General features: G+C 65.2%; 26 protein-coding genes and 3 pseudogenes. 14 read left to right on the top strand and 15 right to left on the bottom strand.

Annotated elements, in window-relative coordinates; all coding sequences use genetic code 11:
• The first annotated feature begins 2 nt into the window (after nucleotides 1-2).
• Together GO308_RS14985 and GO308_RS14980 are read left to right on the top strand one after the other, a co-directional pair.
• Nucleotides 3-1,598, top strand: coding sequence for an NAD(P)/FAD-dependent oxidoreductase (locus GO308_RS14985; protein ID WP_240886013.1), 1,596 nt, complete (start codon nucleotides 3-5; stop codon nucleotides 1,596-1,598).
• Nucleotides 1,595-2,566, top strand: coding sequence for an alpha/beta hydrolase (locus tag GO308_RS14980; protein ID WP_046408737.1), 972 nt, complete (start codon nucleotides 1,595-1,597; stop codon nucleotides 2,564-2,566). Before GO308_RS14985 ends, GO308_RS14980 begins: the two co-directional genes overlap by 4 nt.
• Before the next feature lie 5 nt (nucleotides 2,567-2,571).
• Here the strand turns inward: GO308_RS14980 and GO308_RS14975 are convergent, their stop codons facing one another.
• Together GO308_RS14975 and GO308_RS14970 are read right to left on the bottom strand one after the other, a co-directional pair.
• Entirely contained in the window at nucleotides 2,572-3,003 is a 432-nt protein-coding gene (locus GO308_RS14975; protein WP_052742494.1) for a hotdog domain-containing protein, read from the bottom strand.
• Complete coding sequence (locus GO308_RS14970) at nucleotides 3,000-3,413, bottom strand: PaaI family thioesterase (protein ID WP_191320874.1); 414 nt, start codon at nucleotides 3,411-3,413, stop codon at nucleotides 3,000-3,002. The genes GO308_RS14975 and GO308_RS14970 overlap by 4 nt, the downstream gene beginning before the upstream one ends.
• Before the next feature lie 113 nt (nucleotides 3,414-3,526).
• Between GO308_RS14970 and GO308_RS14965 the strand changes: the two genes are divergently transcribed.
• The 4 genes from GO308_RS14965 to GO308_RS14950 all read left to right on the top strand — a co-directional run bounded on the left by GO308_RS14965 (nucleotide 3,527) and on the right by GO308_RS14950 (nucleotide 7,728).
• Nucleotides 3,527-4,471 (top strand): MlaD family protein, encoded by a 945-nt coding sequence (locus GO308_RS14965; protein ID WP_191320873.1) that lies wholly within the window; start codon nucleotides 3,527-3,529, stop codon nucleotides 4,469-4,471.
• Nucleotides 4,472-4,595: 124 nt separating this feature from the next.
• Nucleotides 4,596-5,273 (top strand): TetR/AcrR family transcriptional regulator, encoded by a 678-nt coding sequence (locus tag GO308_RS14960; RefSeq protein ID WP_210319907.1) that lies wholly within the window; start codon nucleotides 4,596-4,598, stop codon nucleotides 5,271-5,273.
• On the top strand, nucleotides 5,273-6,862 hold the full coding sequence (locus GO308_RS14955; RefSeq protein ID WP_191320881.1) for an AarF/UbiB family protein: 1,590 nt from the start codon (nucleotides 5,273-5,275) through the stop codon (nucleotides 6,860-6,862). The genes GO308_RS14960 and GO308_RS14955 overlap by 1 nt, the downstream gene beginning before the upstream one ends.
• A gap of 188 nt (nucleotides 6,863-7,050) precedes the next feature.
• Nucleotides 7,051-7,728, top strand: coding sequence for a sigma-70 family RNA polymerase sigma factor (locus tag GO308_RS14950; RefSeq protein ID WP_240886012.1), 678 nt, complete (start codon nucleotides 7,051-7,053; stop codon nucleotides 7,726-7,728).
• 147 nt (nucleotides 7,729-7,875) lie between these two features.
• Here GO308_RS14950 and GO308_RS14945 read toward each other — a convergent pair whose 3' ends face one another.
• The 6 genes from GO308_RS14945 to GO308_RS14920 form a co-directional block, all read right to left on the bottom strand.
• Nucleotides 7,876-8,700, bottom strand: coding sequence for an SDR family oxidoreductase (locus tag GO308_RS14945; protein WP_240886011.1), 825 nt, complete (start codon nucleotides 8,698-8,700; stop codon nucleotides 7,876-7,878).
• Entirely contained in the window at nucleotides 8,697-9,683 is a 987-nt protein-coding gene (locus tag GO308_RS14940) for an aldo/keto reductase (RefSeq protein WP_346769094.1), read from the bottom strand. The genes GO308_RS14945 and GO308_RS14940 overlap by 4 nt, the downstream gene beginning before the upstream one ends.
• A gap of 68 nt (nucleotides 9,684-9,751) precedes the next feature.
• Entirely contained in the window at nucleotides 9,752-10,231 is a 480-nt protein-coding gene (locus GO308_RS14935; protein WP_066690551.1) for a DUF892 family protein, read from the bottom strand.
• A 448-nt stretch (nucleotides 10,232-10,679) separates the two neighbouring features.
• Nucleotides 10,680-11,969 (bottom strand): hypothetical protein, encoded by a 1,290-nt coding sequence (locus GO308_RS14930; protein ID WP_115381597.1) that lies wholly within the window; start codon nucleotides 11,967-11,969, stop codon nucleotides 10,680-10,682.
• A 4-nt stretch (nucleotides 11,970-11,973) separates the two neighbouring features.
• On the bottom strand, nucleotides 11,974-12,525 hold the full coding sequence (locus GO308_RS14925) for a hypothetical protein (RefSeq protein WP_240886010.1): 552 nt from the start codon (nucleotides 12,523-12,525) through the stop codon (nucleotides 11,974-11,976).
• Nucleotides 12,522-14,492, bottom strand: coding sequence for an HWE histidine kinase domain-containing protein (locus tag GO308_RS14920; protein ID WP_115381601.1), 1,971 nt, complete (start codon nucleotides 14,490-14,492; stop codon nucleotides 12,522-12,524). Before GO308_RS14920 ends, GO308_RS14925 begins: the two co-directional genes overlap by 4 nt.
• 115 nt (nucleotides 14,493-14,607) lie before the next feature.
• Here GO308_RS14920 and GO308_RS14915 point away from each other — a divergent pair, with 115 nt between their 5' ends.
• The gene (locus tag GO308_RS14915; protein WP_232834228.1) at nucleotides 14,608-14,982 is read left to right on the top strand and encodes a response regulator; all 375 of its coding nucleotides are present in this window, start codon (nucleotides 14,608-14,610) and stop codon (nucleotides 14,980-14,982) included.
• A gap of 52 nt (nucleotides 14,983-15,034) precedes the next feature.
• Here GO308_RS14915 and GO308_RS14910 read toward each other — a convergent pair whose 3' ends face one another.
• Nucleotides 15,035-15,496: a GGDEF domain-containing protein gene (locus tag GO308_RS14910; protein ID WP_240886058.1), complete on the bottom strand. Its 462-nt coding sequence runs from the start codon at nucleotides 15,494-15,496 to the stop codon at nucleotides 15,035-15,037.
• Between GO308_RS14910 and GO308_RS14905 the strand changes: the two are divergent.
• The 4 genes and pseudogenes from GO308_RS14905 to GO308_RS14890 all read left to right on the top strand — a co-directional run.
• A pseudogene (locus GO308_RS14905) lies at nucleotides 15,497-16,072 on the top strand (copper resistance protein B); the annotation flags it as partial.
• Nucleotides 16,063-16,821: a PepSY domain-containing protein gene (locus GO308_RS14900; protein ID WP_115381605.1), complete on the top strand. Its 759-nt coding sequence runs from the start codon at nucleotides 16,063-16,065 to the stop codon at nucleotides 16,819-16,821. The pseudogene GO308_RS14905 and the gene GO308_RS14900, both read left to right, overlap by 10 nt.
• 341 nt (nucleotides 16,822-17,162) lie before the next feature.
• On the top strand, nucleotides 17,163-17,549 hold the full coding sequence (locus tag GO308_RS14895; RefSeq protein WP_240886009.1) for a DUF305 domain-containing protein: 387 nt from the start codon (nucleotides 17,163-17,165) through the stop codon (nucleotides 17,547-17,549).
• A 104-nt stretch (nucleotides 17,550-17,653) separates the two neighbouring features.
• Nucleotides 17,654-18,073, top strand: coding sequence for a DUF411 domain-containing protein (locus tag GO308_RS14890; RefSeq protein WP_240886008.1), 420 nt, complete (start codon nucleotides 17,654-17,656; stop codon nucleotides 18,071-18,073).
• A gap of 464 nt (nucleotides 18,074-18,537) precedes the next feature.
• Here GO308_RS14890 and GO308_RS14885 read toward each other — a convergent pair whose 3' ends face one another.
• The gene (locus GO308_RS14885; protein WP_157968820.1) at nucleotides 18,538-18,687 is read right to left on the bottom strand and encodes a hypothetical protein; all 150 of its coding nucleotides are present in this window, start codon (nucleotides 18,685-18,687) and stop codon (nucleotides 18,538-18,540) included.
• Nucleotides 18,688-18,730: 43 nt separating this feature from the next.
• A complete protein-coding gene (locus GO308_RS14880; RefSeq protein WP_115381609.1) occupies nucleotides 18,731-19,498 on the bottom strand; it encodes a MauE/DoxX family redox-associated membrane protein in 768 nt (255 codons plus the stop codon).
• 62 nt (nucleotides 19,499-19,560) lie between these two features.
• On the opposite strand from GO308_RS14880, the gene GO308_RS14875 reads away from it, so the two are divergent.
• Nucleotides 19,561-19,965 (top strand): MerR family transcriptional regulator, encoded by a 405-nt coding sequence (locus GO308_RS14875; RefSeq protein WP_115381611.1) that lies wholly within the window; start codon nucleotides 19,561-19,563, stop codon nucleotides 19,963-19,965.
• 4 nt (nucleotides 19,966-19,969) lie between these two features.
• On the opposite strand, the gene GO308_RS14870 is transcribed toward GO308_RS14875, so the two are convergent.
• Entirely contained in the window at nucleotides 19,970-20,710 is a 741-nt protein-coding gene (locus GO308_RS14870; RefSeq protein ID WP_232834229.1) for a hypothetical protein, read from the bottom strand.
• On the opposite strand from GO308_RS14870, the gene GO308_RS14865 reads away from it, so the two are divergent.
• Both GO308_RS14865 and GO308_RS14860 read left to right on the top strand, forming a co-directional pair.
• A complete protein-coding gene (locus GO308_RS14865) occupies nucleotides 20,679-21,359 on the top strand; it encodes a hypothetical protein (RefSeq protein WP_198665982.1) in 681 nt (226 codons plus the stop codon). The genes GO308_RS14870 and GO308_RS14865 overlap by 32 nt on opposite strands.
• Nucleotides 21,360-21,393: 34 nt before the next feature.
• Complete coding sequence (locus GO308_RS14860) at nucleotides 21,394-21,891, top strand: hypothetical protein (protein WP_125471581.1); 498 nt, start codon at nucleotides 21,394-21,396, stop codon at nucleotides 21,889-21,891.
• A gap of 174 nt (nucleotides 21,892-22,065) precedes the next feature.
• Here GO308_RS14860 and GO308_RS14855 read toward each other — a convergent pair.
• The 3 genes and pseudogenes from GO308_RS14855 to GO308_RS14845 form a co-directional block, all read right to left on the bottom strand.
• Nucleotides 22,066-22,554, bottom strand: a pseudogene (locus GO308_RS14855) (glutaredoxin); the annotation flags it as partial.
• A 287-nt stretch (nucleotides 22,555-22,841) separates the two neighbouring features.
• A pseudogene (locus GO308_RS18735) lies at nucleotides 22,842-23,060 on the bottom strand (Tn3 family transposase); the annotation flags it as partial.
• 12 nt (nucleotides 23,061-23,072) lie between these two features.
• The gene (locus GO308_RS14845) at nucleotides 23,073-23,315 is read right to left on the bottom strand and encodes a hypothetical protein (protein WP_240886007.1); all 243 of its coding nucleotides are present in this window, start codon (nucleotides 23,313-23,315) and stop codon (nucleotides 23,073-23,075) included.
• Between the last annotated feature and the right edge of the window lie 185 nt (nucleotides 23,316-23,500).

The following is a 23,500-nucleotide window of genomic DNA, read 5'->3' as shown; positions in this document are numbered from 1 at the left end:
GCGTGCCCGACATCGACGCGCTGGTGATCGGCGCGGGCTTCAGCGGGATCTACCTGCTCGGGAAGTTGCGCGAGAACGGCTTCAACGTTCGGCTGGTGGATGCGGCGGCGGAGCCGGGCGGCATCTGGTACTGGAACTGCTACCCTGGCGCGCGAGTCGATTCGCATGTTCCGATCTACGAGTTCTCGGACGAGCGGGTGTGGCGCGACTGGACCTGGTCGGAACGCTTCCCAGGCTGGCGCGAGTTGCGTCGCTATTTCCGACATGCCTGCGACGTTCTCGACCTCTGGCCTGCAATGACGCTCGGCGTCAGGATGCGCTCCGCCGTGTTCGACGAACATGCCGGCTTCTGGCGAGTGGAACTCGCCGATGGAGAGCGGCTGACCACCCGCTATCTGCTACCGTGTACCGGCTTTGCGGCCAAGGCGTACATCCCGTCACTTTCGGGACTCGACAGCTTTGCCGGCCCGGCCCACCACACCGCCCACTGGCCGCAGGAGGGCATCGACTTTGGCGGCAAGCGCGTCGCGATCATCGGGACCGGCGCGAGCGGTGTGCAGGTCGCTCAGGAGGCGGCACGCGAGGCTGCGCAGCTGACGATCTACCAGCGCACACCTATACTGGCTCTGCCGATGCGCCAGCGCCCATTGACCGCGGCTGAGCAGGAGCAGGCCAAGCCCGGTTACCCCGAGATCTTCCGTCAACGCCGACTGAGCAGCGGCGGGTTCGAGATCCTGCGGCTCGACCAGTCCGCGCTCGAGGTGTCAAGCGAGGAGCGCACCGCGGCGTTCGAGCGGCTGTGGGCGGCGGGCGGCTTCCACTATTGGGTCGGCAACTACGCCGACATCCTGGTGGACGAGCGCGCCAACCGGCTGGCCTACGATTTCTGGCGAGACAAGGTGCGCGAGCGGATCACCGACCCAGCGTTGCAGGAGAAGCTCGCACCCAGCGACCCGCCGCATCCGTTCGGGGTCAAGCGGCCGTCGCTCGAGCAGACTTATTACGACATCTTCAACCAGCCGAACGTCGAACTCGTCGACCTGCGGGAAGAGCCGATCGAACGGATCCTGCCCGACGGCATAGCCACGAGCGTCGGTGAGCGCCGACACGACGTCCTGGTGCTCGCGACCGGTTTCGACGCAGTGACGGGAGGGCTGATGCAGATGGACATTCGCGGGCGCGGCGGGGCGACGCTGGCGCACGCGTGGGGCGAAGGCGCACGCACGCATCTCGGCTACGCGGTTTCGGGCTTCCCTAACATGGTGTTCCTCTACGGCCCGCAGAGCCCGTCCGGCTTCTCCAATGGTCCGACTGCCGCGGAGGTGCAGGGTGACTGGGTCATCCGGTTCCTCGAGCATCTGCGCACGGGCGGGTGGTCCCGCTTCGAGGCCGAGCCGGACGCGCACGCGGCATGGGCGCGCCACATCGACGAGATCGCCGCCATGACGCTCTTTCCCAGGGCCGATTCCTGGTACATGGGAGCGAACATCCCAGGCAAACCGCGTCAGCTACTCAACTATCCGTCTGTGGTCGGCTATGCCGAGATCTGCGATGCGGTCGCCGAGGCGGGCTATAGCGGTTTCCGGCTGTCGGCATGAGCGCCGCCGAGGCTACCGGATCGTCGGACATCGACCCGATATGGGCCGAGGACGGGTCGCACCTGCCGGACTGGTTCGTCGATGCGCTGGCCGTTCCGCGGGAAGAAGGCTTCGTCACCGTAGAGGGCGCGCAGATCCACTACCTGCGCTGGGGCGACCGCGCAAAGCCGGGCGTGCTCATGGCGCACGGCTTTCTTGCCCATGCGCGCTGCTGGGCGTTTATCGCGCCGTTGCTCGCCGCGGACTACCATGTGGTCGCCTATGATCTTGCGGGCATGGGCGACAGCGACGCGCGCGTGGGGATCGATGGTGACGGCCGCGGGCGCGAGATGATCGCGGTGGCGGAGGCGACCGGGCTGTTCGACGGTGCTGCGCCGCCCGTGATCATCGGCCACAGCTTCGGCGCGGGGGTCGCGGTGACCGCGATGACGATCGCGGCCGAACGGTTCGCGGGCGCGATCATCTGCGACCTGATGATCATGCGGCCGGAGGCGCTTGCCGCCTACTGGCGTGGCGGACGCGGCAGCCCCGGCTCGGGCGACCCGAACAAGCCCGCCAGCCGGTATCCCGATTACCCGACCGCACGCGCGCGCTACGTGCTCGCGCCGCCACAGCCCGCGGGTGAGCCGTTCCTGATGGACTACATGGCCTATCATTCGCTCCGGCGGGACGGGGACGCGTGGACGTGGAAGTTCTCGCCCGCGGTGTTCGCGCGCGGCAACTCGGCGGACGAATGGATGACGATGGGTCGCCGTGTCGCCGCGGCGCCCGGTCGGCTGGCAATCATCTACGGCGAGCACAGCGCGCTCTTCGGCAGGGATTCCGCGGCATATCTGCGCGAACTGGGAGCCGGCGCGATCCCGATCGTCGCGGTGCCCAACGCGCGCCATCACCTGATGCTGGATGAGCCGCTCGCCTTCGCGACGGCGCTCAGAAGCATCCTTGCTCTCTGGAGATCGGCCCGCTGAACCAATCAGGAATGTCGGGTGTGATCCTCGTCTCCGGAGGATTGTCCGACGGCGAATTCCAGCTGCGCAAGGCACAGTTTTCCGGTTCCGTTTCGCTCGACGCCTTCGGCATGCACCACTGCGACACGACGCCCTACGCGCACCAGCGTCGGCGTCGTGCTGACTGCGCCCAGTCTGACCGGGGCGAGAAATTGAAGGTTCATGCTGATCAGCCGGCAGGACTGCCCTGGCGAGAGTGTGCGGGAGAGAGCAAGCTGTGCGGCCAGCTCAAGAAAGGACGCGATCGCGCCTCCATGCAAGGCGGGCAGAATGGGATTCCCGACAAGCTCCTCCGTGGGGATCAGCGTGAACGTTTCACCGCTTTGCGTCATCATGGTACCGAGTAGCTTCGCAAAGCCGTTCCGCCCGGTACTGGCCCCGATCGCGCCTTCGTTCATGGGGCGACAGCCCGATTGATCGAAAAGACGCCTTGGGCAGTCGCGATCAGGTGAGACGGATCTGTATCCCAGACTTCGGCGCGTACGAACGCACGGTGCTCGGTCGCGTCGTAGCAGTGAGCCCACGCCGTCGCGGGGCATCTCGCCTCGGCGGATCGCACATGGTCCACCTTCAGGTTAAGGGTGGAGATCGCCAGCCGTCTGCCCAATCGGGACATCACGGCAACGCCGCAGGCCTGATCGATGAGGCTCGTCAACACGCCGGTTGCGAGAACCTCGTCCTCGTCCGCCAGCTCCCGACGCCAACCGACCCGCAGCGAGCTGAGGCCATCGCCGATAGAAACCACCTCAAGGCCAAGCCTATTGCCCCATGGTATGCTTCCTGGTTGCAGGCTCCAGTCTCCAGCCACAAACCCCTCCTTGCCCTGACCCTTACTGATCCGCACTGCACCCACACGCCAGCCGGATCAGAAACGGTACGGTTTACTTACCTTTGTCTCCGCTTTAATGCCTGCGTCTTGAGATGGAAACGCAATCCAACAAATTCCTTGTGCTCGCGGTCACCAGCCTTCTGCTGGGCACGCTCCTCGTCTTTACCCTTTGGCTGTTTGATGCACGCAATGGAGACGGAAACCCCTATCTGATCCGTTTCACCGGGAGCGTCGCCGGCCTGGAAAAGGGATCGCCAGTGACCTTCTCGGGCGTCCCGGCGGGCCATGTCACGTCCATACGTTTCGACAAAGATGATCCGTCAGCGGTTCTCGTCACCGTCAGCCTCGAACCGAGGACTCCGATCGTCGCAGGCGTAAAGGCGACGATCGCGCGATCGGCGCTGGCGGGAACGGCGAACATCAGTCTCGACGGCGCGACATCCGGTGCGCCCCGGATTGTTGCGAGGAGCGACGGCGAGCTCCCCATCATCCCCGCCAAGGAAGGTGGGCTTCTTGGCGGGGGAGGGGATCCCGTCGCACTCGTGGAGAAGATCAGCCAGACAATCGATTCCGTGTCGCGCAACCTTGATGCCGCTCAGCAGCAGCGCGCCAGCGATCGGCTGGCGGCGCTGGCGGAGAGCTCCGCGGGCTGGTCGGACAAGGCGGGAGCGGCGTCCGACGCGCTTACCGGCACGCGCGGGCGTGTCGTGGCCGTGGGGAACGCCTTGCAGCGATCCGGCGACAGCGCCGAACGGCTGGGAGGCGTTCTGGAGGATCGCGGCGCGACTATTCTCACCAGAGCGAATCGCGCGTTGCTGAACGCCCGTGACGGATCCGAGCGGTTCACGGCTCGCGTCGAGGCTATTCGGCCTACAATACGCGACACCACCACCGAGCAGTCCAAGCTGGCCGAGACGGTTCGTTCAGCAAGGAACAAGGTTGGCGGCGTCAGGGAAACGGCGGCCCGCATCGATCAGGAGGGGCTGGGAGTGGGTGCTCCGTCTCTCCCGACCTACAAGCCGACGTCACGGCGGTGAACAACCACGGAACAATCGATGAGCCCTCGCCCGAGAGCGGGCGGGAGGCAAGCAACCGCCCCTCTCGGCTTGATTTCTCGTAAACGGGTCCGGATCGCGCTACCCTCGATCCAGGAGAACGAGATTGAGTGATGACGAAAAGAAACGCCGGCGCCCGAGGAAGATGGGCAGACCGACCACCGAGGACGCGCTCCGCCTGACATCGCACATCCTCAAGAGCGCTCGCGAGCTGTTCTTCGAACACGGTTTCGACGGTGCCAGTGCCGACATGATTGCCGAACAGGCGCGCATCTCCAAGCGGACCCTGTACGCGCGCTTCGGTAGCAAGGCCCGCGTGTTCGAGGCGGTGATCCTCGATGAGATCGACACGCAGCTGCGCGCGCTCGAACCCTCCGGCAGCGACGAGCCGGACATCGGATCGCGCCTTCGCGTGATCGCCGATCGCCTGCTCGAGTGGCTTCTGACACCCCGGATCGCCTCCATGGAACGCGTCGTCATTGCGCAAGCCGTGCGCTTTCCCGCGCTAGCGGCGAACATCCATGACTTCGGTTACCAGCGGGCCGTCCAATGGGTGGCGTCGATCCTCGCCCACGCCGATGCGAAGGGAGAACTGTCGCTGGCGGACCCCGTGTTCGCTGCCGAGCAGTTCGTCACGCTCGTCGTGGTCGCACCCATGCGCCGCGCAGCGCTGGGGCTGTCTCCTCCAGCATACGACGAGGCAGCGCGGGATCGCATTTCACGCGGCATCGACCTGTTCCTCGATGGCTGCCGCCCGCGGCAGGAGGATGGTTGCAGCGCGTGATGCCCACCACCGACGACGAGTCTCAAATCGGTGAGCGCGCGCGGCTGGCCGAGCTCATCCAGATTATGGGGCGCCATGGGCTGAACGGGCTCGCCTCGCGCCTGGGCCTGCTGCCCGGTCGCTCGGAGCAGCCAGTGGACGTCGGTACGCCCGAGCGGGTCGTCGCGCTGCTGCGGGACCTTGGACCTGTCGCAGTCAAGCTGGGGCAAGTGCTAGCCACCCGCGAGGACCTGCTCGGGCCGGAATGGGTGCGGGCGCTGTCGACGCTGCAGGATCGCGTGACCCCGCTGCCGTTCGAGGCGCTGGAGCCGACGATCCTGGCCGCGCTCGGCTCCCCGATCGCTGATGTGTTCGCGAACTTCAACCGCGAGCCGATCGCGGCGGCGTCGATTGCGCAGGTTCATGCTGCAACCTTGCGCGACGGAACCGAGGTTGTGGTCAAGGTACGCCGGCCGGGGATTGCGGAACGCGTCGATGCCGACCTACGGCTGCTCCGCCGCATCGCGCGGCTCGCGGCCCGGCACTCACCGGAGATCCGCCGCCTCAAGCCCGACGAACTGCTCCGATTCTTTGCGGAGAGCTTGTCGCAGGAAATGGACCTCAGCGCAGAAGCGGCAGCCTGCGAGAGCATCGGCGCGTTCCTGCAGCCGCTCGGCGTCCGGACGCCGGCCTTCTACTGGGATCAGGTCGGCCGCCGTATCAACGTGCAGGAGCGGCTTGACGGCATGCCGGTCCGCGAAATCCTCGACGGGGTGGGTGAGGGCGGTGCGGGTGTCGCCGGCAGATATGCCGATGCGGTATTGCGGATGATAATCTTCAACGGCCGGTTCCACGCGGACCCCCATCCCGGCAACGTCTTCGTCCTGGCCGATGGCTCTCTGGCGTTTATCGACTTCGGAGCCGTTGGCGTGCTCAGCCCCGCCCGGCGGAATGAGGTGGTCACGCTCGTCCTCGCCATCGCCGGCGAGGACACGCGATCGGTGACGGACGTGCTGCTGCAATGGTCGGGCGAGACCGACGTCGATCGCCAGGCGCTGACCCGCGACCTCGACGCGCTGATCGGCCAGTTCCGCGGGGCGGTACTTCAGCAGATCGAGCTGGCCGACATCTTCGGACGCGTCTTCGCGCTGCTACGAACGTACCGCCTGGCGCTGCCACCCGACCTCGCCCTGCTGCTGCGCACCCTGCTGATCGCCGAAGGGTTCGTGCGACGGCTCGATCCTGGCTTCGACATTGCGGCGCGCGCCGCGCCGATCGCGCGCGAACTGCTGCGGGAGCGGATCGGCCCGGCCGGCCTCAAGCGGGGCGGACGCCGGCTGGCGACGAGCCTTGGCCGTCTGGCCGCCGCCTCGCCCGAGCTGGTGGCCTTCGCCGAGCGGGTTGCGCGGTCGGGCGCGCTGCCGATCGAATTACAGGGAGGCGCGGTTTCCCCAACGCCGACGTCGCCCCGGCGCGCCGATCCCAACATCCTGTCAGCCGGACTGCTTGTCGCCGGCGCGATCCTTCAGCGCGACCATGATGTTGTCGGCGCAATGATGATGGCGTCTGCGGTGCTGCCAGCAGCCTGGGCCTGGTTCGCGAGCAGATAGAGGCGCTGACCTCCGGCTGCCCAGCCTTCCGCATATCCGGATCCCCGCCCTTGACCTATCACGCGCTTGTTCGCCTATCGGGCCTCATCACGGAGGAGTGGAACAACCCGGGAGAGGTGGCGTTTTCGAGTAAGTAAACCAGTCGGTGTATAAACGGCGCCCTGGTTCGATCGAGCAAGGGCTGTCGCGTGTCGGAACAACCGGATCAAGAACCGCATGTACCGGATGAGGAGTGGTCTGACTTCGGTGCTGCACTGAGCGACCTGACGCCCAGGCTGGCGAGCTACGCGCGATCGCTGACCAGGGATCCCGATGCTGCCCAGGATCTCGTTCAGGAAACCGTACTGAAAGCCTGGCGCAGCCGTGCGTCATTCGAGCCCGGCACGAATTTGAAGGCGTGGACCTTCCGTATCCTTCGCAACTCCTTTCTGTCGCAGGTTCGTCGTAAAGTTGCGGGACAGGCAGGCGGGACCGCCGAACTCATCGATATCCCGGTGGCTTCAAACCAGGAATCGGTCGTGACGTTGGGCGATGTTCGCCGTCTGTGGCCGCGTCTGACACCCGAGCAGCAGCGGTGCATCCAATTTGTCGGGATCGAGGGTTTGAGCTACGAAGAGACAGCCACGATCGAACGTGTTCCTGTCGGCACGATCAAGAGCCGGGTCGTGAGAGGGCGGCAACTGCTGCGTGCACTGCTGGATCACGCTAACAGTAGCAGGCGCTACAAATCGGAACCTCAAATCGAGGCGAGCGATACAACCTGTCAGGTTGAGCCAGCGATAATTGACGATGTACATAAAAAGCAGATCGAGCTGTTGCAAAGCTGGCGTACGAAGCGTGCTGCTGATCGCTGTTTGGCAAGCTGAATGGCCCGGGATCGAATGATCCCGGTCTGATGCCGCAAATTTCAGGTCTCCCACCGAATTGGCCAGCAGAAGAAATGTCGCTGGCGATATCGCACAAAAGGACGAAGCGATCACGGTTGGTCGAACAGATAAATCCTGTGGTCTGCCCTACCACCCGACATCCTCCAGCGCGTCCTGTGCGGGCTGACTTCCGGGCTGCACCCCCATCCACTTCCGGGCATCCAGGCGCTTACCCGTCACCGCCGCGGCAGCATCGGAACAGAGCCAGAGCAAGGGCGGCACCACGATCTCGGGCGACAGCAGTCCGTCGCGTGCACTATCCGGCAGTCCTTCGGGAATCATGCCGGTCAGCGTCGCGCCCCCCGGCAGGAGCGCGTTCACCGTGATGCCGCTGTCCGCAAGGTCCTGCGCCCAGATCGCGGTCTCCGATTCCAGCGCCGCCTTGGACGGGCCGTAGGGCGAGAAGCCGCGCCGTCGCATCGTCTCGCGGTTCATCGAGATGTTGACGATTCGGCCCCATCCCGCCTCCAGCATGGCGGGGACGGCGGCGCGCGCCATCAGGAACGGGCCGTTGACGTTGGTGTCGGTCACCATGCGCCAAGTGTCGGGGGCGACCTCCCAGAACCGGGTCGGTTCTGTCAGGAAGGTGTCGCTCACATACTTCATGCCGCGCCCGGCATTGTTGACCAGGATGTCGAGCCGGCCGAAGCGCACGAGCGCGGCGCGCACGACTGCGGCACAATCCTCCGCCCGCGTCACGTCGGCGAGCAGCGGCCGCACCCGATCGTCGCCGCATGCCCGCTCTGCCTCCCGTGCGACCGCTTCGACCTCGGCGAGTTCGCGCGCGGCGGTGGCGACGACCCGCACGCCGGCCTGCGCCAGCCCGAGCGTCATCGCGCGGCCCAGCCCGCGACCGCCGCCCGTCACGATCGCGACGCGGCCGGCAAGGCCGTGTCCGTCGCTCCCGCTCATCGGTTCAGCGCCTGCATCTGCGGCGCGGCGTAGCGCTCGCCCGCCGTTGCCCCCTTCGGCGCCGCGCGGTCGAGCCGCTCCAGTTCCCCTCGGGTGAGCGTCACGTCGAGCGCGCCGACATTCTCCTCCAGGTAGCGGCGGCGCTTGGTGCCCGGGATCGGCACGATGTCTTCGCCCTGCGCCAGCACCCAGGCGAGCGCCAGCTGGGAAGGGGTGCAGCCCTTCTCCCGCGACATCGCCTCGACCGCCGCGACGAGATCGAGATTGCGCTGGAAGTTCTCGCCTTGGAAGCGGGGGCTGTGCCGGCGATAGTCGTCAGGCGCGAGATCCTCCACCCGCCGGATCGCGCCGGTCAGGAAACCGCGGCCGAGCGGGCTGTACGGCACGAAGCCGATGCCGAGCTCGCGCACCGTGTCGAGGATCTCGCCCTCGGGATCGCGGCTCCACAGCGAATATTCGGTCTGCAGCGCCGCGATCGGATGCACGGCGTGCGCGCGCCTGACCGTGGCGGGCGCCGCTTCGGAGAGGCCGAGGTGGCGCACCTTGCCCTCGCGGACCAGCCCGGCCATCGCGCCCACCGTGTCCTCGATCGGCGTGTCGGGGTCGACGCGGTGCTGATAGTAGAGGTCGATCGTCTCGACGCCGAGCCGTCGCAGGCTCGCCTCGCAGGCGGAGCGGACGTAATCCGGGCGCCCGCACACGCCCGTGAAGGTGCCGTCCTCGCCGCGAACGTTGCCGAACTTGGTGGCGAGAACCACCGCGTCGCGGCGATCGCGGATCGCACGCCCGACCAGCTCCTCGTTACGGCCTACCCCGTACATGTCGGCGGTGTCCAGAAACGTCACGCCGAGATCGATCGCGCGGTGAATGGTCGCGACCGCCTCGGCTTCGTCGGCCTGCCCATAGAATTCGGACATGCCCATGCAACCGATGCCCAGCGCAGATACGCGCAGCCCGTCGCCCAGCTTTCGTTGCTCAAGCACCAATTATCTCCTATTGTAAGATCATGCCGGTTGGCCGGTCGTCGGTAGCAAGGCGGGCCGGCACCGGTTCAGCCTTCTGACAGCAACTGCTCGGCGAGCTGGCTGTGCTTTTCGTCGGCCTGCTTGGCCTCGTCCGCGCACGCCTTCATGTCGCGCGCCGCATCGTCCATGCCGGTCTGCCGGCAGTAATTGGCCATGGTCCCGAACGAAGCGATCCAGTAATGAAGCGCGAGCTGCCCGCTGGCGATGATGCCGAGGTCGCGTGAGGCATCGTCCGGTGCCGCTTCGCGGATCCTGCGGCTCACCTCGTAATGCGCTTCGAGCACAGGGTTGTCCTGCTGATCGGCCGGGCCCGCCTGCTCGGCGGCGCGACGGATGCGGTCCGCCCATTGGCGGGAAGTCCGGTTGCCCTCTTCGAGCGCGGATCGCAGCGCCGGGTGGCGCGCGTCGTTGTTGATCTCGTCGGTCGCCTTGGCGGCGACGTCGCTGCCGGCCTGCATCGCGGACAATCCTTGCGCGACCAGCTTCTTCAGGTTGTTCTCGTTCATCAGGTTCGTCCTCGTCCTGCCGTGCCTCGGTCAGGCACGGTGAGGGGTTCTAATCTCGTCGCTTCGTTCTGTTCCGTCGGTCCTTCCTCGATCAAACCGCAATCAACATTTGGAGCTCATGGCCGACCTCCGGGCCTGCACCTCCTGGGGCTTGCAGGAGCGGGCTGCGTGAACCAGCGCGGCAGGGCAGGCATGCGGGAAGCTCGGACCGGCGTTGCAGGCGTGAATAGCGTCGTAAGCGGTCCGAACCGAGCCGAAGCGGACCTTCTTGAGAGCCTTCCCGACAGGAGCATGCTGACGGTGGCTCCAGGCTGAATTGATTGGACGGAGGCGCTGCAGTGACGGGAGCCCGCGGAAGATGACGCTCGCATGTTTAACATAATCACTATTACAATCTGCTAGGCTGATAATAGTGATTATGTAAAATCGTAGATCGTTTGGCAGGTAGTCAGGCCGCCTCGAGCCAGTCCGCCATCGACTCCCGTGGCAGATACCCGCGATTGCGCAGGATCGTAACGATGACGCTGTCGCGTACCCCGAAGCGGCTCGCGGCGCGCACGATCTGCTCGCGGGTCGGACGGTTCACGTCGACGACGTTGCGCAGCGCCTCCATCGGACAGAGCAGCGCCTGGGCGAACGCGCGCTGGAACTTCTGGCGGTCGGTTCGCGACCGGCTGATCACGCCGAAGCCTTGGCCACCGGTCCAAACCTCGTCGCCGATCATCCTCGCCAGCTCGAACCGGCGATCGTTGAGGGGTTTCATCGCCAAGGCCAATCGCGACTGTGAGCCGTTACCTTCCGTCTTGGCGGAGAACGGCAGATGACGCGCCGTCGCCGTTGCTTCCTTGAGCAACTCCCACCGGACCTGAAGAATGTCGCCCAGATCGGCCCAGCGCACGGTATTGCCGAGGTTGAGGGCAGCACGCAGCGCGATCGCGGCGTCTTCGGCCGCCTGCCACGGGGTCTGGCCGGGCAGCGTTGCCGGATCGATTTGACCCTGTACCGAGGCGAAGTCGACAACGACGTCGGACGCCTCGACTGCCTCCAGCACCGCTTCCAGCGCAACTGGCGCAGCTTGCCCCTTGGTCGCGAGCGCAGCTTCGTCGATCGCCGCCTCGCCGACCCTCTCCTCGAAGCCGAGCAGCGCCTCGACGACCGCCTGGGGAGCCTGGTCGGGATCGTAGCCGAGACATGCTTCCAGACGTCGCCATCCCGCGAGCTCGTCGTCTGCGCGCTCGCGGGCGAGTTGCCCGATGAGATCGGCAAAGGCCGCGCTGTCGGGCAGATCGCGACAGCGCAGCAACGCGTCGAAGAAGCGCTCGAGGCCGGTCTCGAACTCGTCCGAGAGCATCGTCAGGGGGCGCTCATGGAGATAGCGGATGACGCTGCCATCGTCCTCGACCCCGGTAACCGGCGCTACCATCACCCGCGGTCCCATCCCATAGATCATGAAGGGCGGCAGGACGGTATCGCCGGACGCGGCGCTGAGCTCATGGCGCAGTCGCCATTCGGTGCTCGGAAAATGAGGATCGTCGAGCGGCTCCCAGCGCAGCCGCCAGAAATTGTCGACGAACCAGAAGCCGAGCAGGAGCGGCGACGCCCGAAAATAGTCTCGCCGGGTCCCCTCATGTTCGTCGAGCAGGCGAGTGAACACCGTTCGACCGACCGCCATGCGGATGTCGGCGACCCCCTGCGACCGGTCCCCTGCCGGCCAGTCAAGATCGATGTCGAAGCTCACAGCTCTATCTATACCGCTCCTGGGCTCCTCGCAACGCGGCAAGCATTGCGGGCTGTCTCTGCGCGCGCGACAGCGACAGATACCAGTTCTCGAAACGCGCAATCACCTTGCGGCCCAGTGCATTGGTCGGCAGCAAAGGATAACCGTGGTAGAGCGCGCGCCCGGGAATGGTTTGCCGCAATTCGTAGATCCATCCATCGTCGTCCAGCGTCCAGAGCATCGTCGGGTCGCCTTGCCGGACGAGGTCGCCGAACAGGCCGGCGTCAATTCCTCGCCGCAACAGCTGCGGAATACGTTGCTGATCGGCGATCCCGAAGCCGGTGTCCTCACAAAATGTCCGATCGGGAGCACGGCCACGATACGGTTCCAGCCCCCAGGCATAGGGATCGCGCTTGTGCTTGGCATACCCGCCGTATGTTGCGCGACCGCTTAGTTGGGCGCGCTCGGCGGCCGATGGCATCCCCGGCGAAAGGTCACGCTTCTCGTTCTCGCTACGACGTGGTTGAAGGATGCGGGGCGATGGCTTGCGACGCATGCTTGGCAGACTGGGAATCAATCAGCGATAAGTCGGTCAAGCGGAAGATCGAAGCGAACCCGCAGTCCTGTAGGCTCGAAATCTCGGTTCCACTTGCCCCCGAACTGTCGCACTAGGCTCCGCTCGATGAGCTTGCTCCCGAACCCGTCGCGCAACGGAGGCGTGACGTCGCTCACGCCGACCTCGATCCAGCTGAACTGCAACTGCTCGTCCTGAGCAGTCCAGCTTACCTCGACGAAACCCTCAGGGTTCCTCAATGCCCCGTACTTTGCAGCATTGGTGCAGAGTTCGTGAAGCGCCAAGGAGAAGGCGGTCACCGCCTGCGCCTTAATCACGAGCTGCGGCCCCGAGGAGCGTATGCGCCCGGCCGCCCCTACCTGCGCCGAACAGGCTCTAAGGACGACGGACTCAAGCGACGCCTTACGCCAGTTGTCCTGCGTAAGCGCTTCATTGGCCGCCCCGAGCGCAGTGAGACGCGCGTGAAAGGTGTCGAGCGCGTCCTCGACGCCTTCGCCTTGAAAGGTCTGCGTGGCGATCGCCTGGACCACCGCCAGCATGTTCTTGACGCGGTGATGGAGTTCGCCCGTCAGCAGTTCGCGCGCATCCTCGGCACGTCGCCGTTCGATCGCCTCACGCGTCCGACGAAGCGCCTCCTGCAGAAAGGCCAGCTTGTCATCGGACCAATGCCGAACGTTACGGTCATGCAGGAAGATCAGGGCTACCAGCCGGCCATGCTCAAGCAGCGGCACGTTCACCAGCGCGCGAATGGTAAGCGTACGGAACCTCTCGGCATGGCCGGCAGTGTGCGGATCAGACTCGATGTCGTCGATGACGACAGGCTGTCCCGCTGCGAGTTGGTCGAGCGGCAGGCCATAGTCCTCGAATTGGTAGGAACCGGCGAGACCCGCTACACCTTGCGATGTCCAGTCGCGGTCGATTGTGAGCGTCCCCGCAGCCTGATCAATCGTCCCATAGCCGGCACGGGTAAGTTCGAATGTTCGCCCGAGGATCTCGCCGAGCGCCTGCGTCATCTCCGACGTATGCCGGGCTCGTCCCAAACGATCGGAGAGTTCGACCAGCGCCGCAGCCCAGAGTTCCCGCGTTTTTCGACGCGTGATATCCAGCGCCGTTCCTGGCAGCCGCGTTGATCGGCCTTCGTGGTCGAAGGTTGGTCGACCCTGAAGAGTGATCCAGCGCGGAAGTTGGGCATGCTGTGGAACCCGATAGTCGATCGCAACCGCCACGCCATCGTTACGGGCGCTCTCAAGCGCGCTCTGGACATGCGCGCGATCGGCGTCATGAACCGCTCCCAGAAAGCGCGTAAGCGACTGTTCTTGCTCGTCGCTTGCTGACAGTCGGTGCAGCTGCCAGAAGCGATTGTCGCCGCGCAGGACACCTGACGGAAGATCGAGCTCGAAAGTGGTCAACCCAGGGCTGGCCGCAAGCGCCGCTTTAAGGCGCTCGTCCATGCGCGCGCGACGCTCTGCCTCTTCCCGCTGGCGGGTACGGTCGCGCAGGATCTTGACGAAGCCCTGCTCCTGGCCCTCGACGAGGAGCGGCATCATCATGCCGGTGGCGAAAAACCGCTTACCTCCCTTATGCAGGTGCCAGCGGTCGTCTTCGGCACAGCCGTTCTCCCGGGCGCCGAGCATCTCTTGCTTCGGTACGCCTGCAGCGCGATCTTCGGGTGTGAAGATGAGGTCGGCAGAAAGCCCCCTCACCTCTTCAAACTCCCACCCGAGAATGCGCCGCGCACCCTCGTTCCAATCAGTGATCACGCCCTCTACATCCATGATGATGATGGCGTAGTCGGTCGTGCTGTCCAGCAAGGATCGATAGCGCGCCTGATCGGTCGCTTGCCGCTCCGCGACACGCTCCAGTGCCCACTCGAGCGAGTGGAAGCTCTCGGGCCCGAGCGGGCCACGGCTGCTCTGAAGCTTGACGACTTCTGCCCGCAAGCGGGCAAGTTCGTCCTGTGGATCGGTCATGATGGTTGGCGTCCCCTGCAGCGCAGAGAGCGCCCAACCTCCAACCTATTATCCGATCAGACGAAGTTCCAGCATCTTCAATGGATCGCGGACGGATATGCCGGGTTGAGCGAGTGTGAGCACCTCCAGTCTACACACAATCCTCGTCGTCGACGACGATCCCCTGTTGCGCATGCTGGCGGCGGACACCTTCACCGATGCCGGCTACACCGTATTTGAAGCGGATAGCGGCAGTGCCGCGCTCCAGCTGTTGGAATCGGGAGCGGATGTCTGCGCCGTGTTCACGGACATCCAGATGCCGGGCGATCCCGACGGCCTCAAGCTTGCGAGTCTCCTGCGGACCATGTGCCCGGATTGCGCCATTCTTGTCACCTCCGGGCAGGTTACGCCTGAACCGCAGGATCTGGCCAGCGGCGCCCGGTTCGTTCCCAAGCCATACCGGCCCCGCGAGCTGCTGGCGCTGGTAAGAGAGATGCTGGAGCGGACGTAGACCGGAGCTTGCGCCCGGCACACAAGTTCCAGCGCAACGCCTCCCCCTCGCCTCAAGCAGCCATCATCAGGACGTTCCGCCCTGCCCGCTTCGCGCTGTACAAGGCAGCATCGGCGACGGCCATCGTGGCATCGAGGCTCGTGTCCGCACTGAGCGGCGCAATGCCTCCGCTTACGGTGATGCGGATCGTCGCTCCGCCGACCGATACTGCCATCTTCTGGGTCGCATCGCGAAGCCGGTCACACACTGCGAGCGCCTGTTCGGAGTTCGCGCGAGGCAGCAGGACCGCGAACTCTTCGCCGCCGAGCCGGGCGACGACATCGCCTTCCCGCACCATCCCTTTGGCCAAAGCCGCGAACCGCTTCAGGACCAAATCGCCGGCCGCGTGGCCGTGGCGATCGTTGACCTGCTTGAAAAGATCGATGTCAAAGGTTGCGATCGCGCCGCCCCCGCCCCCGGCAAGGTGACGTTCGCAGCAGCGTTCGAACGATCGGCGGTTCGCAAGTCCGGTCAGCGGATCGGTTATCGCTGGGATGGCGAGGCTTGGTATGGCGGCGACATCAACCGCTTCGTTGCGAAGACCGAGGGCGAAGGCACGTTCGGCAAGGGCATCGAGAGTGCCGAGGTGCAGGCGCTCTACTCGCGCACGATCGGCCCCTATTGGAACCTGCAGGGTGGCATCCGCTACGACTTCAAGCCCAATCCGTCGCGCACCTATGCCACATTCGGCATCGAGGGATTGGCTCCGAATATGTTTGATCTCGAAGCTGCCGCCTTTCTGTCCGACAAGGGCGACGTGCTGGCGCGGATCGAGGGCTATTACGATCAACGGCTGACCCAGCGCTTCATTCTCCAACCCCGCGCCGAGTTCAACCTGGCCGCGCAGGACGTGCCTCGTGACGGCTACGGTGCCGGGCTGATCGACGCCGAGCTGGGGCTTCGACTTCGGTACGAGCTCCGGCGCGAGTTCGCCCCTTATTTCGGCGTATCGTGGGAGCGCCAGTTCGGCGACACCCGCCGCTACTCGCGTGCGCCGGGCGAGAACACGGGCGGGTTCAGCTTCGTCGCCGGTATCAGGACGTGGTTCTGAGGAGCCGGCGCGCCCGTCTGCACCTGTTCGCGAGCCGCACGCATAGGTGGCTTGGGCTCATCATCGGCGCGCAGCTCCTCTTGTGGTTCACCAGCGGCGCATTGATGAGCTTCCTGCCCATCGACCGCGTGCATGGCGATCACCTGATTAATCGCAAGGCCGTGGCGGCGCTGCCTACCGGCGTCCCGCTTGCACCGCCATCGGCGATCACCGAGGCCAGTGCCGCGCCGGTCGAGGCCGTCACCTATCGCCTGTGGCTGGGCCGCCCCATTGCCGAGGTGACGGCGGCCAAGGGCACACGGCTGTTTGACGCGCGGACCGGCGCGGCGCTGCCCGCCCCAACCGCGATTGATGCCGAGGCGGTCGCCCGCGCCGCGTGGCGCGGAGACGGCCGACCGGAGGCCAAGGTGGACCGCATCCAGTGTCCCAGCCCCGAATATCGCGGTCCGCTCCCCGCATGGCGTGTCGCCTTCGCCGACGCAGACGCGACTCGCGTCTTCGTCGCGGGCGACACCGGCCGCATCGCGGCGGTCAGGACCGGGACGTGGCGGCTCTACGACTTCTTCTGGGGGCTACACATCATGGACTGGAGCAACCACGAGAACTTCAACACGCCTTGGCTGCTTGCGTTCGCGATTGGCGGCGTGGCGCTTTGGCTGGGCGGAGCGGTGCTCCTTTACATGCGCTGGCCGAAGCGGTCGCGACGGGCGTCCAAGGATCAATCAACGCTCCAGCAGGGGCATGCGTGACGGACGACAAACCCGACAAGATGAAGCTGATGATGGGAACGGGCCGGGCCGCTTAACCGCGGTGACGTTCACGCTCGTGATGTATGGCCTCATGGCCCTTAGCATCTAAGCGCTCACCCGCCAGTTCAGGTCTGCCCCCCTCCGGCGTCCTGGCGGCGTCTCTGCTCAGCCACTTGCACCTTGATAGGGAGATTGCGTGCGCGGCCTGTCGCTCATCAGGTCTTAGTGGCGGGCTCAAGCCTTGAAATAAAACGTTGAGGGGTGAGCGGCTGCGCCGCGTAGCAGATGGGGGTAGCACGAGGAGTTCGAAGGAAATGCGCTCTATTTCGATATTCACCGCTTTGGCGCTCGTCGCCACGCCCGCGTTTGCCCAACAGAGCGGGAAGCAGGCGATGGACCACGGCCAAATGCAAGGCATGGACCATGGCCAGATGCAGGGCATGGATCACGGCGATATGGCCGGCATGATGGCGGGCAATCCCTACGGCCAGGCCGAAATGGACATGCACCGGAAGATGATGGCGGCCAAGCAGGGTGATGCGGCAGAAATGTGGACCCGCAAGATGATCGAGCATCACCGCGGCGCGATCGCGATGGCGCGGGTCGCTCAACGTGATGCGAAGGATGCCGAGACCCGCCAGATGGCGACGATGACGATCTCGAAGCAGGAAAAGGACATCGCGGAGCTGCAAGCCTGGCTTCGTAAGCATGGCAAGCGCGCGCAGTAAGGCGCGCTGCACCCGCCCTGCCGTCCCCCCAACCACCCGCGGCAGGGCGGGATCACTTCCGTTGGAGCTGACCCATGACCCATCGCCCTCGCTTCCTAGCCGCAATGCTCTTGATCGCCGTTCCGAGCGTCGCATCGGCTGCGGCGGATATCGTCATGCACCGCGACCCCGGCTGCGGCTGTTGCGAGAAGTGGGCGGCGCAAGTGCGCCAGCAGTTCGGCCGCAACGTGCAAATCGTTGATGATGCCAACCGCGCCGCGTACCAACGCCGGCTCGGCGTGCCGACCTCAATTGCGTCCTGCCACACCGCCATCATCGACGGCATGGCATTCGAGGGCCACGTTCCAATCGCCGACATGAAGCGGGTGATCGCCCAGCACCCAAAGGGTGTGCGCGGCCTGGCCGTCGCCGGAATGCCGATGGGTTCTCCCGGCATGGAGGTCGCGGGCATGCGGCCCCAAGCCTATGACGTGATCGCGTTCGGCCCGAGCGGCCAGCGCGTCTATGCTCGCCACGGCGGCTAGACGAGGGTCTTAGCGAGAACGGGGGCGGTTGCCCGCCCCCGCCCCGTTTCAGTGGTTCATGCCTGGCATCGGTGCAGGCTTGGAATCACCCGGCTTCGCCTTCATCTTGTCGCAGCAGTCCGCGCAATCCTTTGCAGCACGCCTTGTCGGCGCCGCAGCAGCAGCCCGCATCGGTCGCGAACGCCGCGGTCGGGAGGGCGAGCGCCAGGGCGGCGCGGATCAGTTTCAGTCATGTCATCAGTATCTCCGTCGGTTGAACGTGTGAGCTGTCGAGGAGGTCACACCGTTCGCGGCGGGGGCGTTGCCGGTGGCACCGGCAGCCCGGCCAACTCTTAAGCCGGAGCAGGAATTGGCGTTGTCGACGGCAAGCGCCACGGCGCAGGCCTAATTAGGGTAGGCTGGTGGACGGCCGCGCATGGTGTTGTGCATGCCGACCCGGGTGCCTTCTTCGTCGGCGTCCCCTTTCAGTCGCAACCGGCCATGACCGGCGCCACCGGCGCGGCGCTCGCCGCCGCCTCGCACCACGGTCCCAGGCGCAGGAGCAGGAGCGCCGCGAGCACGCCGAGCAGGGCGACGCGGAGCAGGCTGGCGGAAGGTTGCGACCTGGTTCCCACGTTCCCTATCCGCGCGCGCGCCGCTTCGATGTCAATTGCAGCCTCAGTGCGCCATCGACAGCGCGGACGGGGCGAACAGCATCCACAGCGCCATTCCCACCATCATCAGGTTCTCGGTCAGCGAGATGAAGCCGAGCGGCACGCTGCTTGCGCCGCCGACGCAGGCGCACTTCAGCTCGCGCTTGTCGATATAGACGGCCTTGAAGACCGACACCGCCCCGATCGTGCCGATGACGAGCGCGACGGGCACCGACAGCCAAGTCAGCGCGCCCGCGATCATCAGCACGCCCGCGCCGCCTTCGGCGAAGGGGTAGATGTAGCCGTATGGCACCCAGCGCCTGGCGAGCAGATCGTAGTTGAGGAACATGGTCGAGAACTTCTCGACGTCTTGGAGCTTCAACAGCGCCAGCACGCACATCGAGAAGGCGATGAACCACTCGCCCGCACGGACGGTGAACGGCGTGCCAAGCACGGCATAGCTGGCGGTGAGCGCCATCAACGCCGTCATCGCGAACACCGCGATCACCGGCTTGTAGCTGGTCTCGTCCTTCGCCGGCACGTGACCGCCGAAGAAGCGGGTGAGGTCGTCGTTGCCGCCGATCCGCTTGGCCCCGATGAACGTCTGCGGCGTGGTCTTGACGTCGTGCTTCGCCTTGAACGCCTCGGTCTCTTCCTTGGTGCGCAGCCAGTGATCCTCGACCTCATAGCCGTGCCGCTCGAGCTGCCACTTGGACTTTAGGCCATAGGGGCAAGTATGCTCGGGCATCACCATACGGTAGAGCGCCGCCTTCTTGGGCGCGGTGGTCGCCATATCGCTTCTCCAATTGGTTACACGACTTATATAGGGTCTGTACCATAGTCCGGAGTCAAGGCATGACGAGCATGACGATCGCGGGGCTTGCGCGCGAAGGCGGCGTCGGTGTCGAGACAGTTCGCTTCTACCAGCGCCGCGGCCTGCTGGGTACGCCCGAGCGGCCCGGCGGGTCGGGATCGGCCGGCGGATTTCGGCGCTATGGGGACGACGACGTTCGACGGCTCCGTTTCATCCGCGCGGCGCAGTCGGCCGGGTTCACGCTGGAGCAGATCGGCGAGCTGCTGGCGCTGGACGCGACCGACGATCGCGCGCGCGCGCGCCTGCTCGCCAACGAGCGCATTGCCGCGCTGGATGCCAAGATCGAGGAACTCGAGCGGGTCCGCACAGCGCTGCGCCGGCTTGCGATGGAGTGCGGGTCCGGGTCGGATGGGCCGTGTCCGATCCTGAGGGCATTTGAGAAGTAGCGAGCTAGGTTCTCTCCCTATGCCCAGGATGCTCTCCGGCACGTTGCGGGAGAACGACGATCAGCAGCAGGATGGCGGCCGCCAGGACTGCGGACGCGAGCGGCCGACTGAACGCGAGCCCGCCATGATCGAACGGCTTGTCGAGAAAGTCGCCCACCGCAGCGCCAAGGGGTCGCGTCATAACAAAGGCGGCCCAGAACAGCACCACGCGGCTGGCGTTCGTCATTAAGTAGAGCAGCGCCAAAACGGCCAGCAGACCCGCGAAGATGCCAGCCGCACCGATATAGCCGAGGTTGCCCGTATCAGCCGTCCAGTCTCCAAGCGCGGTGCCGAGTGTCTGCGAGAAGGTGATCGTGACCCAGTAGAACAGCTCGGCCTTCGGCTCGCGCACGGTGCTGACCGAGATCGAGCCCAGCGTTTGATACCAGACCAACAGCGAGGCCAGCACGCAGCCGAGCAGCAGCGCTGATCCCCCGGTATAGCCGATGCCGAGCGAGCGCGTGGCGAAGTCCGCCATCGTCGTTCCCGCGGTCGTGGAGGCGATGATCGTTGCCCAATAAAGGAACGGGTGAAAGCGCGTTGACGCGACCTGCCACCAGACCAGGGCGACCAGCACCGTCAGGAATATCGCGGTCCCGACCAGATAACCGAGGTCCATCGTCATCGAGACGGTATCGCCGCCCGTTTCGCCGAGCGTGGTGGCGAGGATTTTGATGATCCAGAAGCCCAGCGTGACGGCCGGCACTTTACTCGCAAGTTCCCGGTTCGTTGTGTCCAACACAGCGCGCGTGCTTGCCCTCGCCAACGCCGCACCGGCGTTCGCCGGGCCGATCCCGCAACCCTATTACTTCCCGAACGGGTCGCGGGGTGTGAAGATCAACTATGCGCTTCCGGCCGCCTGCGACGCCAACACCAAGGCCGCGGTCGACACGATCAACGCCGCAGGGCGCTCGTTCCAGCTCACCGGAACGACGCAGAACTACACGTCGACTTACTACTCGGCGACCGAGGACCCGGATTTCATCAACATCCAGGACGGCTCCAGCATGTCGGCGATCATGCGGACCATCATTTACGGCTATTCCGGGCCAGCACCTGCGCAGGCGATCGACGCGACCGTGTACGTCAATACCGACCGCATCTACTACGACACGGGCCACACGGCGCAATCGACCGATTTGATCTGCGGTTCGTCGATCACGTCGAGCAACATCGGCCAGCATATCGACTGGCAGTCCGCGATGACGCATGAGATGGGTCACGTGAAAGGGATGGACCACCGCACCGATGGTTCGACAGGGCCATGCTTGATGACGACCTATCTCAACCCTGGGCAGATCAAGCGGAGCCTATGCTCTGACGAGCGGGCGCTGCTGGTCGGGTTCTATGGCTGACCGAGGCAAGGCCTCGACCGGGGCGGGATGGCTTTTGGCCTTCATCGCCCTGGCAGGGTGCGACCGCGGCTCCGAGAAGGAGCCGCGGCCCACCGAGCTCTCCGGCCCCGTCGGAACCGAGTATTCGATCCACCCCCGCAATGTGGCCGGCGACCGCCTACTGATCGCCGGCTGCTGCACGTTCGACGTGGGACAGGCGCGAATCACTAAGTTGGAGGGCGACGTTGACGGCCGCATGGTCGAGGGGGAGGGTTATCGGGTGGAGATTTCATTCGGGAACGGCCTGGCTCGCCGGCCCCTTTCCGCGGCCGCGCCCTCGACGCTCAACATCGATGGGGTGACTCTCCGGAAGTTCAGGCCAGCAAGCCCCGGACAGAAAGAGCCCGATCTCCTCTACGCCGCTATCGTCCCTCTCGATGCAGAGGCGCAACGTCGTCGTGTTCGGAGCCCGGGCCTTGAAGTCAGGGCTTGGTGCGCGACCACCGCGAGCTGCCAGGCCGCAACTCGGTTGGTCGAGGGGATCAGATTCTGACCAGTCCCGTCAGTAGCGCTGAGCGTGAGCGCGGGGCGCTGATTGCGAGCAGCCGCGGGAGATCGCGAGCATATTGTCAAAAAGCGTGAGCAGACGCGCGCTCTGACTGTCAGCTAATCCGAGCAGAAAAGTGGTCTGTTTGCGAGCAGGAGCCCATCCGATTGCGAGCGGCTACAAATAGGGCACCCACCGTTTGGCGAGGAGATCGTAGCCGAGGAACATGCTCGAAAAGCTCTCGATATCCTGGAGCTTCAGCATGGCGAGGACGATCATCGAGAAGCCGATGAACCACTCGGCCGCGCGGATGGTGAACGGTGCCCCGACCACGGCGTAGCTCGCCGCCAACGCCATCAGCGCCGTCATCGAGAATACCGCGATCACCGGCCGATACGTGACCGCCTTGGGATCGCGGACGGCCTTGCCGAAGTATCGGCGCAGATCGTCGAAGCCGCCGACCCGCTCGCCGTTAATGAACATCTGCGGCGTCGTCTTCACGTCGTACTTGGCCTTGAAGGCGTCCTGCTCCTCGCGCGTCGTCAGCCAGTGGTCCTCGACCGAATAGCCCTCGCGCCGCAGCAGGTCCTTGGCCTTCAGGCCATAGGGACAGGTGTGCGTCGGCATCACCATCCGATAAATACTGGCGCTCTTCGCTGCCGCGGCCATGTCACTTCTCCGGGGGATCGTAACGCCTATATGGGGTCCGTACCATAGTCCGGAGTCAACCCATGCCCGCCATGACGATTGCAGGTCTCGCATCGGTGCTACCGATACAGATGTGACCGATCCTCGCAGCCGTCGCCCGGACCCTCGATTTGCACCGTGCTATGCTCGATATCGAACCGTTTGGCGAGCAGGCCGCTGACGGACCGGCGAACGGCATCCGGGTCCGCCCCTTCCGCGAGCGTCACATGCAGGGTGTGCACCGGTGAGAGGATGGTCGAGCACGTACGCTAAGCGTTCCGACCTTGCTGGTGGAGCCGGAGCGACCTGAACTGTTCACGGGGTTTGTCGATGTCGCCTCAGAGAATGTCGCCGTTGAGGCCGACGTACTCCCAGCGCAATGGCGCGACGTGAGCGAGCAGTTCGTCGGGCACGTCGACCCGGTTGCCAAGCAGATTCCGGACGACGCGGTCGAGATAGACGGTGTTCCATAGCGTCGGTGCGGGCGAAGGCGGCCACCATCAGCGTCGGCCGTTGCCGGAGGACTCTCGCTGCGCCGCCGCGTCGAGCTCGGCCACGGCCTGCGCTGCGGCCTCACAATCGCTGCCGGTCTCTTGGCCCCGCTCGCAGCGTGTGACGACCAGTCTCGCCTCTTCCGCGTGGAAGCGGAAATAGCCGGCGTCGCGTGGTTTAATCAGCCCGCATCCGGACAGAACGATTGTTGCGGCAACGGCGATGATCGCCTGCTGCTTGCTGTTCCCCATTATGTCGATCCTCTCCATATTCCGGCCCAACGCCACTTCCCTCCGTTGCGACGCCATGCGTGAAATCCGCTGCGGTGAAGCCTTCCAACCAATCTGATGAGGATGATCGAGCTGGCTGGTGAGATCAGGCTAAAAGCACGTGCAAAGCGTGTGATGCGGACAAGCATCGAAGCTGCCATGAGCCA

The organism is Sphingomonas sp. SFZ2018-12 (genome assembly GCF_022496715.1).
Taxonomy (GTDB): domain Bacteria; phylum Pseudomonadota; class Alphaproteobacteria; order Sphingomonadales; family Sphingomonadaceae; genus Sphingomonas.
Note: the sequence above shows the minus strand (reverse complement) of the source record. Positions and strands in the feature narration are given on the sequence as shown.

Excerpts from the sequence above, each read along its gene's own strand:
- GO308_RS14980 (WP_046408737.1), top strand. The coding sequence starts at position 1,595 with ATGAGCGCCGCCGAGGCTACCGGATCGTCGGACATCGACCCGATATGG.
- GO308_RS14975 (WP_052742494.1), bottom strand. The coding sequence starts at position 3,003 with ATGAACGAAGGCGCGATCGGGGCCAGTACCGGGCGGAACGGCTTTGCG.
- GO308_RS14965 (WP_191320873.1), top strand. The coding sequence starts at position 3,527 with ATGGAAACGCAATCCAACAAATTCCTTGTGCTCGCGGTCACCAGCCTT.
- GO308_RS14955 (WP_191320881.1), top strand. The coding sequence starts at position 5,273 with ATGCCCACCACCGACGACGAGTCTCAAATCGGTGAGCGCGCGCGGCTG.
- GO308_RS14945 (WP_240886011.1), bottom strand. The coding sequence starts at position 8,700 with ATGAGCGGGAGCGACGGACACGGCCTTGCCGGCCGCGTCGCGATCGTG.
- GO308_RS14935 (WP_066690551.1), bottom strand. The coding sequence starts at position 10,231 with ATGAACGAGAACAACCTGAAGAAGCTGGTCGCGCAAGGATTGTCCGCG.
- GO308_RS14920 (WP_115381601.1), bottom strand. The coding sequence starts at position 14,492 with ATGACCGATCCACAGGACGAACTTGCCCGCTTGCGGGCAGAAGTCGTC.
- GO308_RS14890 (WP_240886008.1), top strand. The coding sequence starts at position 17,654 with ATGCTCTTGATCGCCGTTCCGAGCGTCGCATCGGCTGCGGCGGATATC.
- GO308_RS14880 (WP_115381609.1), bottom strand. The coding sequence starts at position 19,498 with ATGGCGACCACCGCGCCCAAGAAGGCGGCGCTCTACCGTATGGTGATG.
- GO308_RS14875 (WP_115381611.1), top strand. The coding sequence starts at position 19,561 with ATGACGAGCATGACGATCGCGGGGCTTGCGCGCGAAGGCGGCGTCGGT.
- GO308_RS14865 (WP_198665982.1), top strand. The coding sequence starts at position 20,679 with ATGATCCAGAAGCCCAGCGTGACGGCCGGCACTTTACTCGCAAGTTCC.
- GO308_RS14845 (WP_240886007.1), bottom strand. The coding sequence starts at position 23,315 with ATGGGGAACAGCAAGCAGCAGGCGATCATCGCCGTTGCCGCAACAATC.